The 17,333-nt window shown below is 69.3% G+C and carries 12 protein-coding genes; 6 read left to right on the forward strand and 6 right to left on the reverse strand.

The window, feature by feature from the left end; genetic code table 11:
* Positions 1-27 precede the first annotated feature (27 nt).
* The 3 genes from AB0L97_RS13160 to AB0L97_RS13170 all read left to right on the forward strand — a co-directional run bounded on the left by AB0L97_RS13160 (position 28) and on the right by AB0L97_RS13170 (position 10,261).
* On the forward strand, positions 28-7,317 hold the full coding sequence (locus AB0L97_RS13160; RefSeq protein WP_364428609.1) for an amino acid adenylation domain-containing protein: 7,290 nt from the start codon (positions 28-30) through the stop codon (positions 7,315-7,317).
* Between the two features lie 147 nt (positions 7,318-7,464).
* The gene (locus AB0L97_RS13165; protein ID WP_364428612.1) at positions 7,465-8,055 is read left to right on the forward strand and encodes a Uma2 family endonuclease; all 591 of its coding nucleotides are present in this window, start codon (positions 7,465-7,467) and stop codon (positions 8,053-8,055) included.
* 613 nt (positions 8,056-8,668) lie between these two features.
* Entirely contained in the window at positions 8,669-10,261 is a 1,593-nt protein-coding gene (locus AB0L97_RS13170) for an MFS transporter (protein ID WP_364428615.1), read from the forward strand.
* Positions 10,262-10,335: 74 nt separating this feature from the next.
* Here AB0L97_RS13170 and AB0L97_RS13175 read toward each other — a convergent pair whose 3' ends face one another.
* Together AB0L97_RS13175 and AB0L97_RS13180 are read right to left on the reverse strand one after the other, a co-directional pair.
* Positions 10,336-10,785, reverse strand: coding sequence for a DUF1772 domain-containing protein (locus tag AB0L97_RS13175; protein ID WP_355074755.1), 450 nt, complete (start codon positions 10,783-10,785; stop codon positions 10,336-10,338).
* Positions 10,786-10,805: 20 nt separating this feature from the next.
* Entirely contained in the window at positions 10,806-11,363 is a 558-nt protein-coding gene (locus tag AB0L97_RS13180; RefSeq protein ID WP_364428619.1) for a peroxiredoxin-like family protein, read from the reverse strand.
* 72 nt (positions 11,364-11,435) lie between these two features.
* On the opposite strand from AB0L97_RS13180, the gene AB0L97_RS13185 reads away from it, so the two are divergent.
* Positions 11,436-12,047 carry a TetR/AcrR family transcriptional regulator C-terminal domain-containing protein gene (locus AB0L97_RS13185; RefSeq protein WP_355074752.1) on the forward strand — a complete coding sequence of 204 codons (612 nt, stop codon included), beginning with the start codon at positions 11,436-11,438 and terminating at the stop codon, positions 12,045-12,047.
* 1 nt (position 12,048) lies between these two features.
* Here AB0L97_RS13185 and AB0L97_RS13190 read toward each other — a convergent pair whose 3' ends face one another.
* The gene (locus AB0L97_RS13190) at positions 12,049-13,257 is read right to left on the reverse strand and encodes a GDSL-type esterase/lipase family protein (RefSeq protein WP_364428623.1); all 1,209 of its coding nucleotides are present in this window, start codon (positions 13,255-13,257) and stop codon (positions 12,049-12,051) included.
* A 37-nt stretch (positions 13,258-13,294) separates the two neighbouring features.
* Between AB0L97_RS13190 and AB0L97_RS13195 the strand changes: the two genes are divergently transcribed.
* Positions 13,295-13,768, forward strand: coding sequence for a MarR family transcriptional regulator (locus AB0L97_RS13195; protein WP_355074748.1), 474 nt, complete (start codon positions 13,295-13,297; stop codon positions 13,766-13,768).
* 3 nt (positions 13,769-13,771) lie between these two features.
* Here AB0L97_RS13195 and AB0L97_RS13200 read toward each other — a convergent pair whose 3' ends face one another.
* The 3 genes from AB0L97_RS13200 to AB0L97_RS13210 all read right to left on the reverse strand — a co-directional run bounded on the left by AB0L97_RS13200 (position 13,772) and on the right by AB0L97_RS13210 (position 16,098).
* A complete protein-coding gene (locus AB0L97_RS13200) occupies positions 13,772-14,212 on the reverse strand; it encodes a TetR/AcrR family transcriptional regulator C-terminal domain-containing protein (RefSeq protein WP_364428627.1) in 441 nt (146 codons plus the stop codon).
* A gap of 27 nt (positions 14,213-14,239) precedes the next feature.
* Positions 14,240-15,016: an NAD(P)H-binding protein gene (locus AB0L97_RS13205; protein ID WP_364428630.1), complete on the reverse strand. Its 777-nt coding sequence runs from the start codon at positions 15,014-15,016 to the stop codon at positions 14,240-14,242.
* Between the two features lie 131 nt (positions 15,017-15,147).
* Positions 15,148-16,098 (reverse strand): YafY family protein, encoded by a 951-nt coding sequence (locus tag AB0L97_RS13210; protein ID WP_364428633.1) that lies wholly within the window; start codon positions 16,096-16,098, stop codon positions 15,148-15,150.
* A 62-nt stretch (positions 16,099-16,160) separates the two neighbouring features.
* Here AB0L97_RS13210 and AB0L97_RS13215 point away from each other — a divergent pair, with 62 nt between their 5' ends.
* Entirely contained in the window at positions 16,161-17,312 is a 1,152-nt protein-coding gene (locus tag AB0L97_RS13215) for an epoxide hydrolase family protein (protein ID WP_364428636.1), read from the forward strand.
* The last annotated feature ends 21 nt before the right edge of the window (positions 17,313-17,333 follow it).

Raw genomic sequence — 17,333 nt, forward strand, 5'->3', positions numbered from 1 at the left:
TCGGATCCGAAGACGGGTGACCGGTTGGTGGCCTACCTGGTGGCTGCCGATGCCGAGGCCGGTGTGGATGTGGCGCGGGTGAAGTCCGAACTCACCGCTGGGTTGCCGTCGTACATGGTGCCGTCGGCGTTCGTGGTGTTGGATGCGTTGCCGTTGAACGTCAACGGCAAGCTCGACCGTAAGGCGTTGCCGGAGCCGGAGTTCGAGGTCCAGGCGTTCCGTGCGCCGTCGACTCCGATCGAGGAGATCGTGGCGTCGGTGTTCGCCGAGGTGCTCGGGGTGGAGCGTGTCGGTGCGGATGACGATTTCTTCGCTTTGGGTGGTAATTCGCTGTTGGCGACGCAGGTCGCGGCGCGTATCGGCGCGGCACTGGATGCCCGTGTGCCGGTGCGTGTGCTGTTCGAAGCCTCCACCGTCGCCGGACTGGCCGCGAAGGTCGAGCAGCACGCGGGGGCCGGTGGCCGCCGCGAGCTGGTGGCCGGTCCGCGTCCGGAGCACATCCCGTTGTCGCTGGCGCAGCAGCGCATGTGGTTCCTCAACCAGTTCGACACCGCCTCGGCGGTGAACAACATCCCGGTGGCCGTGCGGCTCACCGGCGAGCTGGATGTCGAAGCGCTGCAAGCGGCGGTCGGGGACGTCATCGCCAGGCACGAGACCCTGCGCACCGTCTACCCCGAACAGGACGGCGCGGCGCACCAGGTCATCGTGCCCGTCGAGCGGGCACTGCCGGACCTGCGGCCGGAAGCGGTCGCGCCCGAGGACATCCGGCACCGGATCATCGAGGTGATCTCCGCCGGGTTCGACGTGACCACCGAGGTTCCGTTGCGGGCCAAGCTGTTCCGCGTCACGGATGCGAGCGGCGGGGCGGGAGCCGGCACAGCGTACGTGCTCGTGTTCGTCGCGCATCACATCAGCGCCGACGGCTGGTCGATGGGCCCGCTGACCCGCGACGTGATGCTGGCCTACGCGGCCCGTTCGGCCGGTGTGGAACCGGGTTGGGCGCCGCTGCCGGTGCAGTACGCCGACTTCAGCCTCTGGCAGCGTGACGTGCTCGGCTCCGAGGACGACCCGCAGAGCCTGATCTCCCAGCAGGCCGAATACTGGCGTGCCGCGCTGGCCGGGCTGCCCGACGAGCTGAACCTGCCCGCCGACCGGCCGCGTCCGACGACGCAGTCGTTCGCGGGTGGGCGAGTGGTGTTCCCGATCTCCGGCGAGCTGCACGGCAGGCTCACCGACATCGCCAGGCAGCAGAACGCGACGCTGTTCATGGTGGTGCACGCCGCGCTGGCGCTGTTCCTGGCGCGTATGTCCGGCACCGACGACATCGCCGTCGGCACGCCCATCGCGGGCCGCGGCGAGGCCGAACTCGACGACGTGATCGGCATGTTCGTCAATACCCTGGTGCTGCGTTCGCACGTGGACGGCGACCTCACCTTCGACCAGTTCCTGGCCCGCACCAAGGACGCCGATCTGCAGGCGTTCGCGCACGCGGACCTGCCGTTCGAGCGGCTGGTGGAACTGCTCAACCCGGAGCGCTCCACCGCGCGGCACCCGCTGTTCCAGGTGGCGCTGTCGTTCGAGAACCTGCCCGAGAGCAGCTTCGAGCTGCCCGGACTGCACGTGGGCGCGGTCGATTTCGACGTCGACACCGCCAAGTTCGACCTGTCGCTGACCATCCGCGAGGCAGGGGAGAACCCCGACGACGCGGGCATGTACGCGGAGTTCTCCTTCGCGCGCGACCTGTTCGACGACGAGACGGTGCGGGTGTTCGCCGAGCGGTTCACCAGGCTGCTCACCGCGATCGCCACCGACCGGGAAACCCCGATCGGCGACCTGCCGCTGCTGGACGTGGCCGAGTACCACCTGCTCACGCACGTGGCGGGCGAGGACGTCATGGCCACCGGCCTGCTGCCGGACCTGCTGCAGCACGGCGCGCGGCTGGACCCGGACCAGATCGCGGTGCGCTACCAGGGCCGCTCGATCACCTACCGTGAATTGGACGAGTACTCCTCGCGCCTGGCGCGGGTGCTCATCGCGCGCGGTGTGGGACCGGAGCGCATCGTGGCGCTGTCGTTCCCGCGCTCCTACGAGATGGTCGCGGCGTTCTGGGCGGTGGCGAAGGCGGGCGGCGCGCACGTGCCGGTCGACCCGACCTACCCCGAAGATCGCATGCGGCACATGGTCAACGACTCCGGCGCGGTCATCGGCATCACCGCGAGCGAGTACGTCGACCGGCTGCCGCGCGACGTGGAGTGGCTGCGGATCGACGACCCGGCGCTGGGCGAGCTGATCGAGAGCCAGTCCGCCGAGCAGGTGACCGACACCGATCGGAACGCCGTGCTGGCGATGCGTCATCCGGCGTACGTCATCTACACCTCCGGCTCGACCGGTATGCCCAAGGGCGTCACCGTGACCCATGCGGGCATGGGCGGCCTGGTCGGCGTCGCGGCGGATCTCTACCAGCTGGAATCGCACCATCGGTTCCTGCACATCTGCTCGCCGAGCTTCGACCCGTCGGTGCTGGAATGGCTGTGCGCCGCCTACACCGGCGCCACGCTGGTGGTCGTGCCCTCGACCATCATCGGCGGCCCGGACCTGGCGGAGCTGCTGCGCACCGAGCGGGTGAGCCACACGATCATCACCCCCGCGGTGCTCGGCACGGTCGATCCGGAAGGCATGGAGGCGCTCGAGGTGGCCTCCGTCGGCGGTGACGTCACCACGCCGGAGCTGCTGGCCAAGTGGTGGCCGGGCCGCAAGTACTTCAACGCCTACGGCCCGACCGAGACGACGATCATCTCGTCCTACGCCCAGCTCACCCCGGGCAGGCACATCACCATCGGCCGCCCGGTGCGCGGCATGTCCGCGCTGGTGCTGGACAACCGCCTCAACCCGGTGCCGCCGGGCGTCGCGGGCGAGCTGTACCTGGCCGGTGGCGCGCTGGCGCGCGGCTACCACAACCGCCCCGACCTCACCGCGGAACGGTTCGTCGCCAACCCGTGGAGCGACGAGGGCGCGCGCATGTACCGCACCGGTGACGTGGTGCGCTGGTTCGCCGAACCCGGCGAGCGGGCCGGCAACGCCGCGCTGGCGTCGGTGCCGTGGCACCTCGATTACGTGGGCCGCTCGGACTTCCAGGTGAAGATCCGCGGCTTCCGCATCGAACTGGGCGAGATCGACACCGTGCTGGCGAGCCACGAGGACGTCGAGTACGCGATCACCATCGGCCGCAAGACCGAGGCGGGCGCGACGATCCTGGTGTCCTACGTGCTGGCCGCGCCGGGCCGGGAGATCGACACCGCACGGCTGACCGAGTACGCCTCGCGCACGCTGCCGCCGCATATGGTGCCGACGGCGATCGTGGTGATCGACGAGATCCCGCTGACGCCGGTCGGCAAGCTGGATCGCAAGGCGCTGCCCGAGCCCGAGCTGGCGCCGCGCGAGTTCCGCGCGCCTGCCAGCGAGGTCGAGGCCGTCATCGCCGAGGTGTTCGCCGAGGTGCTCGGCGTCGACCAGATCGGTTTGGACGACTCGTTCTTCGCGCTCGGCGGCGACTCCATCCTGTCGATCCAGCTGGTCTCGCGGGCCAAGGCGCGTGGCGTGCTGTTCACTCCGCGTGACGTGTTCGAGCGGCGCAGCGTGGCCTCGCTGGCCGAGATCGCCGCGCTGGGCGCGGGCACGGAGCAGGTGCGGCTGGAGGAACTGCCCGGCGGCGGTGTCGGCGAGATCCCGCTGACCCCGATCATGCGGCAGATCCTCGCGAGCGGCTCGTCGTATCAGCGGTTCTCGCAGACCATGGCGCTGCGGCTGCCCGAAGGCATCGACCGGGAGACACTGGTCGCCACCATCGCCGCGGTCTTCGACCACCACGACGTGCTGCGGTCGCGGCTGCGCCGCACGGGCGGGGACTGGACGTTCGAGGCCCTGCCGCACGGCGCGGTGGACGTCGACGCGCTGGTGCGCCGCGTGGACCTGGCCGCCGACGCCGACGAGGCGGAGCTGGCGCGCGTGGCCACCGAAGCGCTCGACGGTGCGTTGGGCAGGTTGGATCCGGCCGAGGCCGCCATGGCGCAGTTCGTCTGGTTCGCCTTCGAAGGCGAGCGGCGGGACGTGCTGTTGATCGTCGCGCACCACTTCGTGGTCGACGGCGTGTCCTGGCGCATCCTGATCCCGGATCTGGCGGTGGCCTGGTCGCAGCTGGTCGCCGGTCAGCCGGTGGCGCTGCCTGCCAACGGCACCTCCATGCGGCGCTGGGCGCACAGCCTGGTCCAGGCGGCGAGCGCGCCGGATCGGGTCGCGGAACTGCCGTTCTGGCAGCAGGTTTCGGCCACACCGGATCCGTTGCTCGGCGAGCGTGCGTTCGATCCGGCGGTGGACACGTTCGCCACCGTCGAGCGGGTCGAGGTCACCGTGCCCGCCGAGGTCACCGACGCGGTGCTCACCGCGATCCCGGGCCTGTACCGGGGCGGTGTGAACGACGGTCTGCTCTCGGCGCTGGCCATGACGATCGCCCGTTGGCGCGGCCACGGTTCGGACGCGGCGCTGGTGAAGCTGGAAGGCCACGGTCGTGAAGAGGACGTCGTGCCGGGCGCGGATCTGTCGCGCACGGTCGGCTGGTTCACTTCGGCCTACCCCGTCCGGCTGGACCTGGCCGGTGCGGATCTCACCGACGCGTTCGCCGGTGGCGCCGCGCTCGGCGAGATCGTGAAGTCGATCAAGGAGCAGCTGCTCGCGGTGCCCGACAAGGGCCTCGGCTACGGCCTGCTGCGGCAGCTGAATCCGGAGACCGCGCCCACCCTGGGTTCGTCCGGGCAGATCAGCTTCAACTACTTGGGCCGGATGTCGGCCGGGGAGATCCCCGAGCAGCTCGCCGAGATCGGCTGGGTGCCGGTGGCCGACCTGGGTCAGCTGGATGTCGACATGGACCTCGACATGCCCGCCAACGCGACGATCGACATCAACGCCATCGTCACCGACTCCGACGAGGGGCCGCGCCTGGGCGCGTCGTTCGCCTTCCCGACCGGTCTGCTGAGCAGGGAGCGGGTCCAGGAGTTCGCCGACCTGTGGGTCGAGGCGCTCACCGCGCTGGCCACCCACGCGCGGCGGCCGGACGCGGGCGGCTTCACGCCGTCGGACATGCCGCTGGTGCGGGTGCGGCAGCCCGACCTCGAGCAGTGGGAGCGCAGCTACCCGGCGCTGGCCGAGGTGTGGCCGCTGTCGCCGCTGCAGTCGGGTCTGCTGTTCCACGCGATGATGACCCAGTCCACCGTGGACGTCTACACCATGCAGGCCGTGGTGGACCTGGGCGGCACGCTGGACGTGGCGCGGCTGCGTGCGGCGGCTCAGGGCATCGTCGACCGGTACCCGAACCTGCGCACCGCGTTCGTCACCGACGCCGACGGCCAGGCCGTGCAGGTGGTGTTGGATCGGGTCGAGGCGCCGTGGCGCGAGGTGGATCTCACCGGGCTGCCCGCCGACGAGCGGACCGCGGAACTGCGCAGGCAGGTCGCGGCCGATCAGGCGACGCACTTCGACATGGCCACGCCGCCGCTGATGCGGTTCACGCTGTTCCGCAGCGACGCCGCGCAATGGCACCTGGCCATCACCACCCACCACATCCTGCTGGACGGTTGGTCGATGCCGCTGCTCATGCGGGATCTGCTGGTGCTGTACGCGGTGCGCGGCGACCAGACCGCCTTGCCGCGGGTGGCCTCCTACCGCAACTTCCTCGGCTGGCTGGCCGGGCGCGACCGGGACGCCTCGCTGCGCGCTTGGGCGACGGCGCTGGAAGGGGTCAACGAACCCACCCAGCTCGCGCCGCAGCCGCGCGGCGCCGAGAACTACGAGATCGGCAAGGTCGTCACCGAACTCGACGCCGACCGCACCCGCCGGATCACCAAGCACGCCGCCGAACTCGGCGTCACGGTGAACACGCTGGTGCAGGCCGCGTGGGGCATCCTGCTCGGACGTCTCACCGGCCGCGGCGACGTGGTGTTCGGCGCGACGGTGTCCGGCCGTCCGGCCGAGCTGCCCGGTGTCGAGTCGATGGTGGGTCTGTTCATCAACACGCTGCCGGTGCGGCTGCGCATCGATGACCGCCAGAGCATCGGCGAGCTGCTCGGGCGCTTGCAGGGCGACCAGGCGGGTCTGCTCGAGCACCACTATGTGGGGCTCACCGACATCCAGCGGGTGGCGGGCACCGGAGCACTGTTCGACACGCTGCTGGTGTTCGAGTCGTATCCGATGGACAAGGAAGCGATCTCGGCCGCCAGCTCGATCGACGGCATGTCGGTGACCGGTGTCGGCGTCAACGACGCCACGCACTACCCGATGACCCTGCTGGTGATGTCGGAGGCCACGATCGAGCTGACCCTGAAGTACCTGGGCAGCCGGTTCACCGCCGAAGAGGTCGAGACCCTCGCCGAACGGCTGGTGCGGGTGCTCGACGCGCTGCTGGGCGATCCGGACGCGCTGGTCGGGGACATCGACATCCTCGACGAGGGCGAACGGGCCCGGCTGCTGGTCGAATCCGGCGTCACGGCCGCGGCTTCCACGCCGGAGCCGGTGGGCCGGGTCGGCGCTCGCACGGTGTCCAAGGTGCTCGCCGAGGTCGTCGAAGAGGACCCGGACGCGCCCGCGCTGCTGGCAGGCGAGGACGAGGTCGCCTTCCACACGCTGGATCGGCGTTCCTCGCAGCTGGCCCGGGTGCTCATCGACCGCGGCGCCGGACCCGGCGACGTGGTCGCGGTGACGCTGCCGCGTTCGGTGGACGCGGTGGTCGCGGCCTGGGCGGTGCAGAAGGCCGGTGCGGCATGCCTGTTCGCGGGCGATCTCACCGCCGACGAGCTGACCGCGGCGGGTACCGCGTTCGGGATCTCCGCAGAACCGGTGGCCGACAGCGACATTCGTTGGTTGGCGCTCGACGACGCCCAGGTCCAGCAGGACATCGCCGCGGCGGCCGCGCACCCGGTCTCCTACGCCGACCGGGTCCGCCCGCTCGGCGAGGAACACCCGGCGTTCGTCGTCACCACGGCGAACGGAGTCGTCGCGATCACCCAGTCCGAGGCACTGGACGAGGCCGAACGCGTGCGCGATGAGCACGAGATCGACTACGAGTCGACCACGTACACCACCGCGCTCTCCGGCCGCCCCGCCGTCCTGGAGTTCCTGGTCTCCGCCACCGCCGGAGCCCTGTCCGTGCTCCCGACCGGCGACCTCGCGACCGACCTCACCGAGGGCGAGGTCACCCACTGGTTCGCCTCGCCGGGTGAATCGACCGACGCGGCGGGCGAGGAGATCACGATCGTGATCGCGGAATAGGAGAACGACGGAACTTGCTGGTGTAGGGCACGGTCGACCTGTGCCCTGCACCAGTGGCGTTGCTCCGCTCGATCGACTCGAATCAATTCGATCCACGCGATTACACTCGAGTCGATCGGCGGCGGCGATCGTCACCGTCCTACGAGGTTGGAGGTTGGTTTCACGGCGATGCCAGTTCCTCATGGCGACGGCTGGACGGCTGCCGATCTCGATCGCATGCCCGAAGACGGATTGCGTTACGAGGTGTTGAATGGTCAGCTCGTCGTGAATGCCGCACGCAAGCCGCGCCATCAACTGCTGATCAGGTGGCTGGGACGTGCCCTCGACGCTGTGTTGCCTCCTGGCCGCTTGGTGCTCGAAGGCGTCGGCGTGCTGATCGGCGACGACGAGCCGATTCCCGATCTCATGGTGGTGGCCGACTCGATCGATGTCGACGCAAGAGGGGTTCCTGCTCACCAGGTGGAACTGGTGGTAGAAGTGGTGTCCAAATCCACTACGATGCAGGACCGCATGGTCAAACCCGTGGTCTATGCCGAAGCCGGCATCACCAACTACTGGCGTTTCGAGCCCAACACCTTCAAGGGCCAATTACCGGGCGAGTCGCTTCCCGTTCTGTTCGCACACGAACTCGGTGCCGACGGTACCTACCAGCTGACCCACCGGGTGTCCGCCGGCGACACCGTCACCTTGCGCAGCCCCTTCGAATTCACGATCGACCCCGCCACCCTCCTGCCCTGACCTCGCCGTAGCGGAAGTCTTCCGCCGTGGTGATGGTTCCTCTCGCCGCCGGAGGTGATCGTCAGCCGAGTCCGTGGTCCGGTTCGGTTCGGTTCGAACTGCAATGATGTCGCTATGAGCGCTCCCGACGAGCACCAGGTACTCCGTGTCACGGCCGAGCAGTTCGCCGACGGGGCCACTGCCGGGCTCGGTGACATCGAGATCGTCGACGGGCGCGTAGTGCGAATGATGGCACAGAGCCCCGTGCACAGCCGTGTGGTCCGGCGGCTGGCCCGATTGGTCCGGCCGCCGCTACCTGGCCCACACAGTCCACCGACGCGTACTGCTGCTGGACGACCCGGTCGAGGCAACTATTCCCTTCGACGTACTGGAACAGCCCTAGCCCGCAACAGCCGCGAGTGGCACATGGCTGCGGCAAAGCGCGAGAGACCTCTCCACCATGTGCCACTCGTCGCTGCGCGAGATTGTTTGTCTTGATACGTCATTTACGGGGGTTGTGGGCGTAGATAGTGTCGGTGGCGCGGCTTCGGTCGCGCGTTTCCCGTCCTTTCGGTCCGTAATGGACTCGCCCGCACGCGATTCGCGGACGGTGCGCGAACTTCATAAGGAAGACATGTCCACGATCGCAACCTCGTCCGGCAGCAAGCCGGACGACTCTTCCGCAAGTCCGCTACGCGCCGGGCTGGTGCTGGTCATGGTCAGCGGGGCCATCTTCATGATGATGCTCGACCTGACCGTGGTCTCCGCCGCGCTCGCCGATATCCGCGCCGACTTCGACACGTCCATCGACGGACTGCAGTGGGTCATCGACGCTTACGCCATCCCGATGGCGGGGTTGCTGCTGACCTTCGCCACGCTCGGCGACCGGTTCGGCCGGAAGCGCCTTTTCATCGCGGGCATGGTGGTGTTCACCGCGTCATCGCTGGCATTGGCGCTGGCCGGCAGCATCTTGCAGTTGAACGTCCTGCGCGCGGTCCAGAGCGTCGGCTCGGCGATGATCTTCGCGACGGCGTTGCCTCTGCTCGCGGTGGCCTACCCCGACGCGGGCAAGCGCGCGAAGGCCATCGGCGTCTACGGCGCCGTCATGGCGAGCGCGACCGTCGCGGGTCCGGTACTCGGCGGCGCGCTGGTCACCCAGTTCGGCTGGCGGTCGATCTTCATCATCAATGTCCCGATCGGCATCTTCATCGGGGTGCTCGCCGTGCTGCGGATGCCGGAGTCGGCGCGCATGGAAGGGCGCAAGGCCGACTGGCCGGGGTCGCTGATGCTCACCGGTGGCCTGGTGACGGGTGTGTTCGCGCTGACCCGCGGCAACTCGCTCGGCTGGACCTCGGCCACGGTGCTCGGGCTCGCCGCCGCCGCCACGGTGCTCCTGGCCGGGTTCGCGGCATGGCAGTTCAAGGCCGAGCACCCCCTGCTCGACGTGTCCATGATTCGCAAGCGCGGATTCACCGGCACGGCCGTCGTCTCGATCGGACACATGGCGACGCTGATGGCCGCGAGCAACTACCTGGCGGTGTTCCTGATCAACACACTCGGGTACACGCCGTTGCAGATGGGCCTGCGCTTGCTGCCCGTGAGCGTGGCCGCGCTGATCAGCGCGCCGCTGGCGATGGTCTTCGCCAAGCGGGTCCCGTTCGCGGTCTCGCTGCCGGTCACGATGGGCATGGTCGCGTTGGGCACATGGCTGATGGGCGACTTCGGTTCCGACGACTCTTGGACGCATTTCCTGCCCGGAATGGTGATCGGCGGCCTCGGGCTCGGCGCGATCACGGCCGTCAACCAGGCGGCCTCACTCACCTTCGCCTCCGACGAGAACGCGGGCATGGCCAGCGCGACGTTCGGCACCCTTCGGCAGGTCGGCCTCGCGGTGGGCGTGGCCGGGCTCGGCGCCATGTTCAATCACTCCGCGCGCGGTTCCGCTGCCGACGGGCTCGACGCGCTGCCCGGGGCCGTCCCGCCGGTGTTGCGTGAGCAGTTCCTGGAAGCGGCGGGCTCCGGCGCCGGCCGCTCGGTGGCCGACGAGCTGCCCACGCGGTTCCAGCCGATCGCGTCGGACCTGTCGCACATCGCGGCCTCCGCGTCGATCGATGGACTCAACTCCATGATCGCCCTGGCCGCGGTGATCGGATGCGTCGCGGTACTCACCTCCATGCTCGCTTTCGGCGTGAACCACCTGCGCAGCAGACGCACCCGTTCGGACTAGCCGGAAACACCACCGCGAGTGGCACATGGTGCGGCGAATCGCGAGAAGACCTCGCCACCATGTGCCACTCGTGGTCATGATTTCGCGGGGAGGAGAGTCGTAGAGGCGATGAGGAGGAAGGCCAGGACGGCGCAGGCGGTGCGGGCGACGTGGAAGGTTTCCCAGCGGGTGAGGATTTCGGCGTAGTCGGCGGGTGGGCCGCTGATCGCCCATATCTTGATCTTCTGGTTGATCGGGACGTTGCCCAGGCGGGTGATCACGAACGCGGCGACGGCGAGCAGACTCGCGCTCCCGGCGAGCAGGCGTGACCGCCCGGTGGAGCGGGCGGTCAGCACCAATGCGCTCAGAATGGTCAGACCCATCAGTGTTTGCATGACCACGCCGTTCACGCTCATCAGCGCGGTGTGGAAGGTGAAGCGCACATCCAAAGGGACTCTGCGGAACGCGTAGAGGACATTCACCGCGCCGTAACCGAACGCTCCGGCGAGCAGCCCGGCGGGAACCAGCGCGAACACACGTGCCACCAGGGGACTTTCGGCAATTCTCATGCGCGCCGCTCCGCTGGGACGAGCGCGAGGAGTTCGTCGACCGACCACTGGTCGTAGACGTGCGCGCCGTGCTTCGCGGCGAGCACCCGTCCGTCGGGTGCGATCAGGAAATCGGCGGGCAGTCCGAGACTGCCGCCCTCGGGCTTGCCGGGTGGGGCGGACTGCCTTCGGCGCAAGGTCGCGTAAGCGTCGTGGGCGACACCGCGCAGGATGGCGGGCCAGCCGCGCGGGTCGAGCAGCGCGCGAGGCGAGGTCTCGACGCCGAATTCGCGGTAGAGCTTCCGGTCCGGATCGGCGATGACGTCCAGCGGCAGTTCCGCGGTGTACTTGCGCAATTCCGCCGCGCTGGAATGGAAGACGATCACTTCCCGGACGCCTGCGGCGGCGATCTCCGCGTGGCGCGCGACGATCGAACGCAGGTGCAGGTTGCACACCGGGCATCCGGCGAAGCGCCGGAATTGCAGGTGGATCAGGCGATCCGGGTCCGGCACCAAGACGTGCGCACCGGAGACGGTGACCAGCCTTCGGTCCGGGACAGCGGTCGGCAGCGGCATCAGGGGCTCCTCTCATAGGTGTACTTTGTACGCCTACGACAAGTATGCGCGTAGCTTGTACGCTGTCAATCCGTGCCCCGCCCCCGCTCGCTGACCACCGCCGATCTCGCCACGGCGGCCCTCGCCGTGCTCGACCGCGAGGGTTCGTCGGCGCTGACCATGCGTGCGGTGGCCAAGGAACTGGGCATGGCCACCATGGCCCTGTACCGCTACGTGCGCGACCGCGACGAACTAGAGGTGCTGGTGGCCGACCAGGTCTTCGCCGCGATCGACACGTCGCTCCCTGCCGGAACCGACTGGCGGGAGCGCGTGACGATACTGCTCGAGAACATCCGTGACGGGTTCTCGGCCCATCCGGCCGCCGTGCCGATCGTGCTGCGGCGCAGGCAGTCGGCGGTCGAGTCGTTGCGCGTGATGGAGACACTGCTCGCCGTGCTCACCGAGGGTGGGTTCACCGGGCGCGCCCGCGTCATCGCCCAGCGCACCCTGATCGCCTTCCTGATCGGCTACCTCCAGAACAAGCACTATGCGCCGCTGCGGGGGCACGGGACGATCGTGCTGGCCGAACTGCCCCCGGAGAAATACCCGCACCTGGCGCAGACCGCGGGCCAGGCCAAGGGCATGTCGGCCGACGACGAATTCCGCGGTGGCATCGAGATCGTGCTGCGTGGTCTCGAGCCGTGACCTAGCCGAAAAGAACGGTGACGTCGACACTTTCCGCCATGGCGCGAGCGCCGGCGTCATTGAGGTGCATGCCGTCGCCGCTGTCGAATTCGGGCCGGATGAAGTCGGGCCGCTCCGGGTCCTCGACCGCTCGCGCCACATCGAACACCGAATCGAAAACATCGGTGCCGCGCAGCCATTCGTTCATGCGCCGACGGATCGGCAATGTCTCGACGACCGTCGGGCCCTCGTAGACGCAGCCTCCGTACGGCCCGATGGTCGCGGCGTGGATCGTGAGCCCCGCCGCGTGCGCGCGCCGCGCGAGCGTGGTGAAGCCCGTGATCAGTTCCTCGGCGGTCGCGGGCGGCTGCCCCGCCATCCCACCCAGGATGAGGTCGTTGATGCCGAAGTTGATCAGCACGCTCGTCACGCCCGGCACGGCAAGCACGTCGCGGTCGAAACGAGCCAGGCCCGGCTCGCCGATTTCGTCGGTGAGCAGCCGATTTCCCGAGATGCCCTGGTTGACCACCCAGCCCCGCTCCAGTCGCGCGTTGAGGAAGTCCACCGACCTGCGGTTGGCGCCGATCGTGGTGCCGAAGCCTTCGAACCACGAATCGCCGAACGCGACGGCCACCGGCGTCGCCACGGGCGCGAGAACGTCGACACCGGCGACGAAGAACCGCGCGGGCACCTCGTCGACGGTGGTGAGCGCGGCTTCGTCGGCGACATTTCCGTCCGCTGTGTAAGCGATTTCGCCGGGCAGGTGGGAGAAGGTGGCCAGCCCGGTCGGGCCGGGCAGATAGAGACTCAATGCCAGATCCGCGCCCGCTGAGACGGCCAGATCGACGGGGTCGCTGAGTACTTCGCCGCCTACCGGGACGACCACCTGTTCGGCGCCGTCGAACCGCAACGCGGCATCGGTCTCGGCGACGATCTCGCTGCCGGTCTTGCGCAGGGCGACCCGGGCGGCGCCGATCGCCAGCGGTGTTTTCCCATAGCGATTGGTCAGCCCGACCCGCACCCGCGCGCCGCCGCCCGCGAGATGCAGCACTTGGCGGACGGTCTGGTCGGTGAACGCGCGCGACTCCGCGAGCTTGATCTGTTCGTCCGGGCGGATCACCGCGGAGCGGAATCCGGCGATCCAGGCGGTCGGCGACATGGGAACCTCCACTAGTTGACGCGAGGAATATTGCGTATGCATATTTCTACAACGACCTATTCCTCGTGTCAACTATCCGCGCGGGGAAACATTCCGGTAGGTTGCCCGTATGGACGTGACGGAGTTGTTCGACGACCCGCGCCTGACCACGATGGGCCTGCTGTTCGAGGCCTACGGCGGTGTGGTCGCCAAGCTGGAGCAGGTCTGGAATGCGCACGGTCTGTCCGGACTGGATCTGAACGCCCTGATGCGGCTGAGCCGTTCGCCGGGGCGGCGGCTGCGGATGACGGAGCTCGCCGTGCAGACCGCGCTGTCCACCAGCGGCGTCACCCGGCTCGTCGATCGGCTGGCGCGCGCCGGGCTGGTGGAACGCGAGCTGGACCCGGGGGATCGGCGCAGCGCGTACGCGGTGCTCACCGAGGCGGGCGCGGCGCGGCTCGCGCAGGTGCTGCCGGACTATCTCGCCGCCGTCGACCGCTGGTTCGTCGGTTTGCTGACGCCCGAACAGCTCGCGGCGTTGTCCGAGGCGTTGCGGATCGTGCGGGACACCGCGAACCCGGAGGCCACGTTCCGCATGGACTGAGCGTCAGGCGCTCGCGGCGAGCAACCGTTCCAGGCCGTCCAGGATCAAGTCGAGGCCGAAATCGAAATGGGATGCGCGGCAGGAACTGTTGTGCCGCAGCGACGTATGCGGCCGGTTCCGTGGAAAATTCAACTCCTGCAATGTGAAACCGTAGCGGTGGCCGTCCAGCGCGTTCCAGGCGCGATCGGCTTGCGGCAGGGAGAAACCCGCCGCGCGCAGGCAGCCCACGGTGGCGTCGATGTACCGCAGCATGGCGGGGCCGACGTTGATCCGGGTGCCGGTCAGGCCGGTGGCCCACGGATGGCGCAACAAGACTTCGTGGGCGGACGCCGACCGGGCACGCAGCGCGGCCTTCCAATCGCCGCCGATGGCCGGTAGCGCCATCTCGGCCACCACCAGATCGGCGATGCCCGGCGGTGGCCGAGGCGTGGTCGCCACCGCCACCCGAGCCGGGTCGGCGGCCGTGACGGGTCATCCGGCCAGGACCGCGCCCCGGTGTTCCGCCAGGTAATCCGCCCAGGTCAGCTCGCCGACGTCGGCGCCGTCGGTCACCAGATTTCCGCCCGCGCGATAGACCCGGCCCGCCTTGCCCGGCACCCGGACGGTCAGCAACGCCCGCCGCTTGCCCAGCAGCGCCAAGTAGTCGCGGATCAGCTCGCGCATGCCGATCACCTCGGGCCCGACCAGATCCGGGACCCGTCCGGCGGGCGCGCCGAGCGTCAGCTCCGCCATCCGGGCCGCCACCTCGCGCACGTGCACCGGCTGGAGGCGCACCCCACCGAGCACCGGGAGCACCGGCGATTTCAGCATCGTGTCCACCAGCTTCGGCGCGAAATCATGGAATTGCGCGGCACGCAGTGTGGTCCACGGGATACCCGACTCCGCGATGGCCTGCTCGGCGGCGAACTTCGCGCGGAAGTACGTCATCGGGAGCAGTTCGGCGGCGGTGACCGAGATGTAGACGATGTGCCCTACGCCCGCGGCGGTGGCGGCCCGCAACAGATTCGCGGTGGCCACGTCGTCGCCCTTCGCGTCGCCCGCCAGATGCAAGATGGTGCCGACACCCGCCACCGCGGCATCTATGCCGGTGCCGCGCAGCAGGTCTCCCGCGACGAACTCGACTCCGCCGTCCGACGGACGTTCGGTGCGGCTCAACACGCGCACGGCGGCCCCGGTCGCGCGCAGCAGCGGGAGCACTTCGCGGCCGAGGGTGCCCGTGCCACCGGTGACCAGGATCTTCGCGGTCATGGCTGTCTCCGATCTCGTCGGTGCCGATGGGACTTTCCCATCGCTTCACCGAGACGACGACGTGCGGGCGCGGACTGTGACACCTGTGCCGGGCACCACTCCTGGCCGCGATAGCGACCGTCTGAGCCGGGTCAGCCGGCCGCCGCGCCGAGGCGCGCGGCGAGTTCGCGTAAGTGCGTGACGAGTTCCGGCGGTTCGTGCACCCGGAAGGGAAAGCCGAAGCCGGCGACGTAGATCGCCAATTCGTCCAGCGAGTCGGAACCCGTTCGCAGCAAACAATTTTTCGCGTCCACCGCCTCGATCACGCCGACGGTCGGGGCGATTCGCTCGGCGGCCACTTCCGCGGCGACGCCCAGAGTGATGCGCGCCGCGTAGCGGTACGGCGCGGTGGTGACGCCACGGGAGACGTACCCGGGCAGGTCGGCATCGGGCGCTTCGCGCGGGGTGAAGCGGGGACCGGTGGGGATGCGCAGCCGCAGGCGGTCGACGCGGTAGGTGCGCCAGTCCGCGCGGTCGACGTCCCAGCCGATCAGGTACCACCGCCTGCCCGTGTGGGCGAGGCGATGCGGTTCGGTGACGCGCAGCGAGGTGGCGCCGTCGTGGGCGCGATAGTCGAAGCGCAGGCGGTGGTGGTCGCGGATGGCCGCCGCGACAGCGGTCAGCACGTCCGGGTCGACGGTCGGGCCGCCCGCGGGCACCGTGACCGTGGCCGCCTGGAGCATCCCGACGCGGTGGCGCAGGCGCGCGGGGAGCACCTGCTCGAGCTTGGCCAGCGCGCGTAGCGAACTGTCCTCGATGCCCGCGATGGTGCCGCCCGCCGCGGTGCGCAGGCCGAGTGCCACCGCCACCGCCTCGTCATCGTCGAGGAGCAGTGGCGGCAGCTTCGCTCCCGCACCGAGCCGGTAACCCGCCACGCCCGGTGTCGCGTGCACCGGGTAGCCCAGCGCGCGCAGCTTGTCGATGTCCCGGCGGACGGTGCGCACGTCGACACCGAGTCGTTCAGCGAGTGCGGCGCCGGTCCAATCGCGCGGGGTCTGCAACAGCGACAGCAGACGAAGCAGGCGCGCCGAGGTTTCCAACATGGGAAAAGTCTGCCCGAAAGCTAGGGCGGAAGCTGTCCTAGGCAGGCCATACCGTCGATGACATGACCGACGAAATCACTCCGTTCCGCATCGAAATCCCGCAGCGGCAACTCGACGACCTGCGTACCCGTCTGGACGCGACCCGCTGGCCTGCCCCCCTGCCCGGGGACGACTGGGACACCGGTGTGCCGACCGCGTGGCTGCGCGAGCTGGTCGACCACTGGCGTACCGGATACGACTGGCGCGCGGCCGAAGCGCAACTCAACTCCTATCCGCAGTACACGACGGAGATCGACGGGCAGACCATCCACTTCCTGCACGTGCGCTCGCCCGAGTCCGGCGCGCTGCCGCTGCTGCTGACCCACGGATGGCCCGGCTCGGTGGCCGAATTCCTCGACGTCATCGTGCCTTTGAGCGATCCGAGGTCGCACGGTGGCGACCCGGCCGACGCGTTCCACCTCGTCATCCCGTCGCTGCCGGGATTCGGGTTCTCCGGCCCGGTCGCCGAGACGGGCTGGAGCATCACGCGGATCGCCGCGGCGTGGGCCGAGCTCATGCGCAGGCTGGGGTATGAGCGATACGGCGTGCAAGGCGGCGACATAGGAGCGGCGGTGAGCCCGGAGGTGGGCCGAACGGTGCCCGATCGGGTCGTTGGCGTGCACGTCAACGGCGCGCCGGGTCTTCCGCCGCTGCCGCGCGCGGAGGCGGAGCTGGCGAGCCTGACCGAACTGGAGCGCGATCGCGTCCGGCGGATGCAGGCGTTCATGCGGGAGGAGTACGGCTACGTCGCCATCCAGTCCACCCGCCCGCAGGCCTTGGCCTACGGACTGACCGATTCTCCGGTGGGGCAACTGGCCTGGATCATCGACAAGTTCCGGGAGTGGACCCATCCACGGGCCGTCGAGCCGGACAAGATCCTCGACCGGGATCGGCTGCTGACCAACGTGATGATCTACTGGCTCACCGGCACCGCGGGCTCCTCGGCCTATGTCGGCTACGCCCAGGACGCCCCGTGGGGCGAGCCGAAGCGCAACTCCGGCGTGCCGACGGCCGTGCTGGTCTTCGCCCACGACGTCGGCATTCGTCGCTACGCCGAGGAAGCCAACACCATCACGCGCTGGAACGACGTCGATCGCGGCGGACACTTCGCCGCCATGGAGGAACCCGCGCTGCTCACCGCCGACATCCGCGAGTTCTTCCGCGACCTGCGCTGACGAGTCAACCGGTGAGCTCCT

The sequence above is a fragment of the Nocardia sp. NPDC051911 genome (assembly GCF_040681035.1).
GTDB classification, from domain to species: domain Bacteria; phylum Actinomycetota; class Actinomycetes; order Mycobacteriales; family Mycobacteriaceae; genus Nocardia; species Nocardia sichangensis.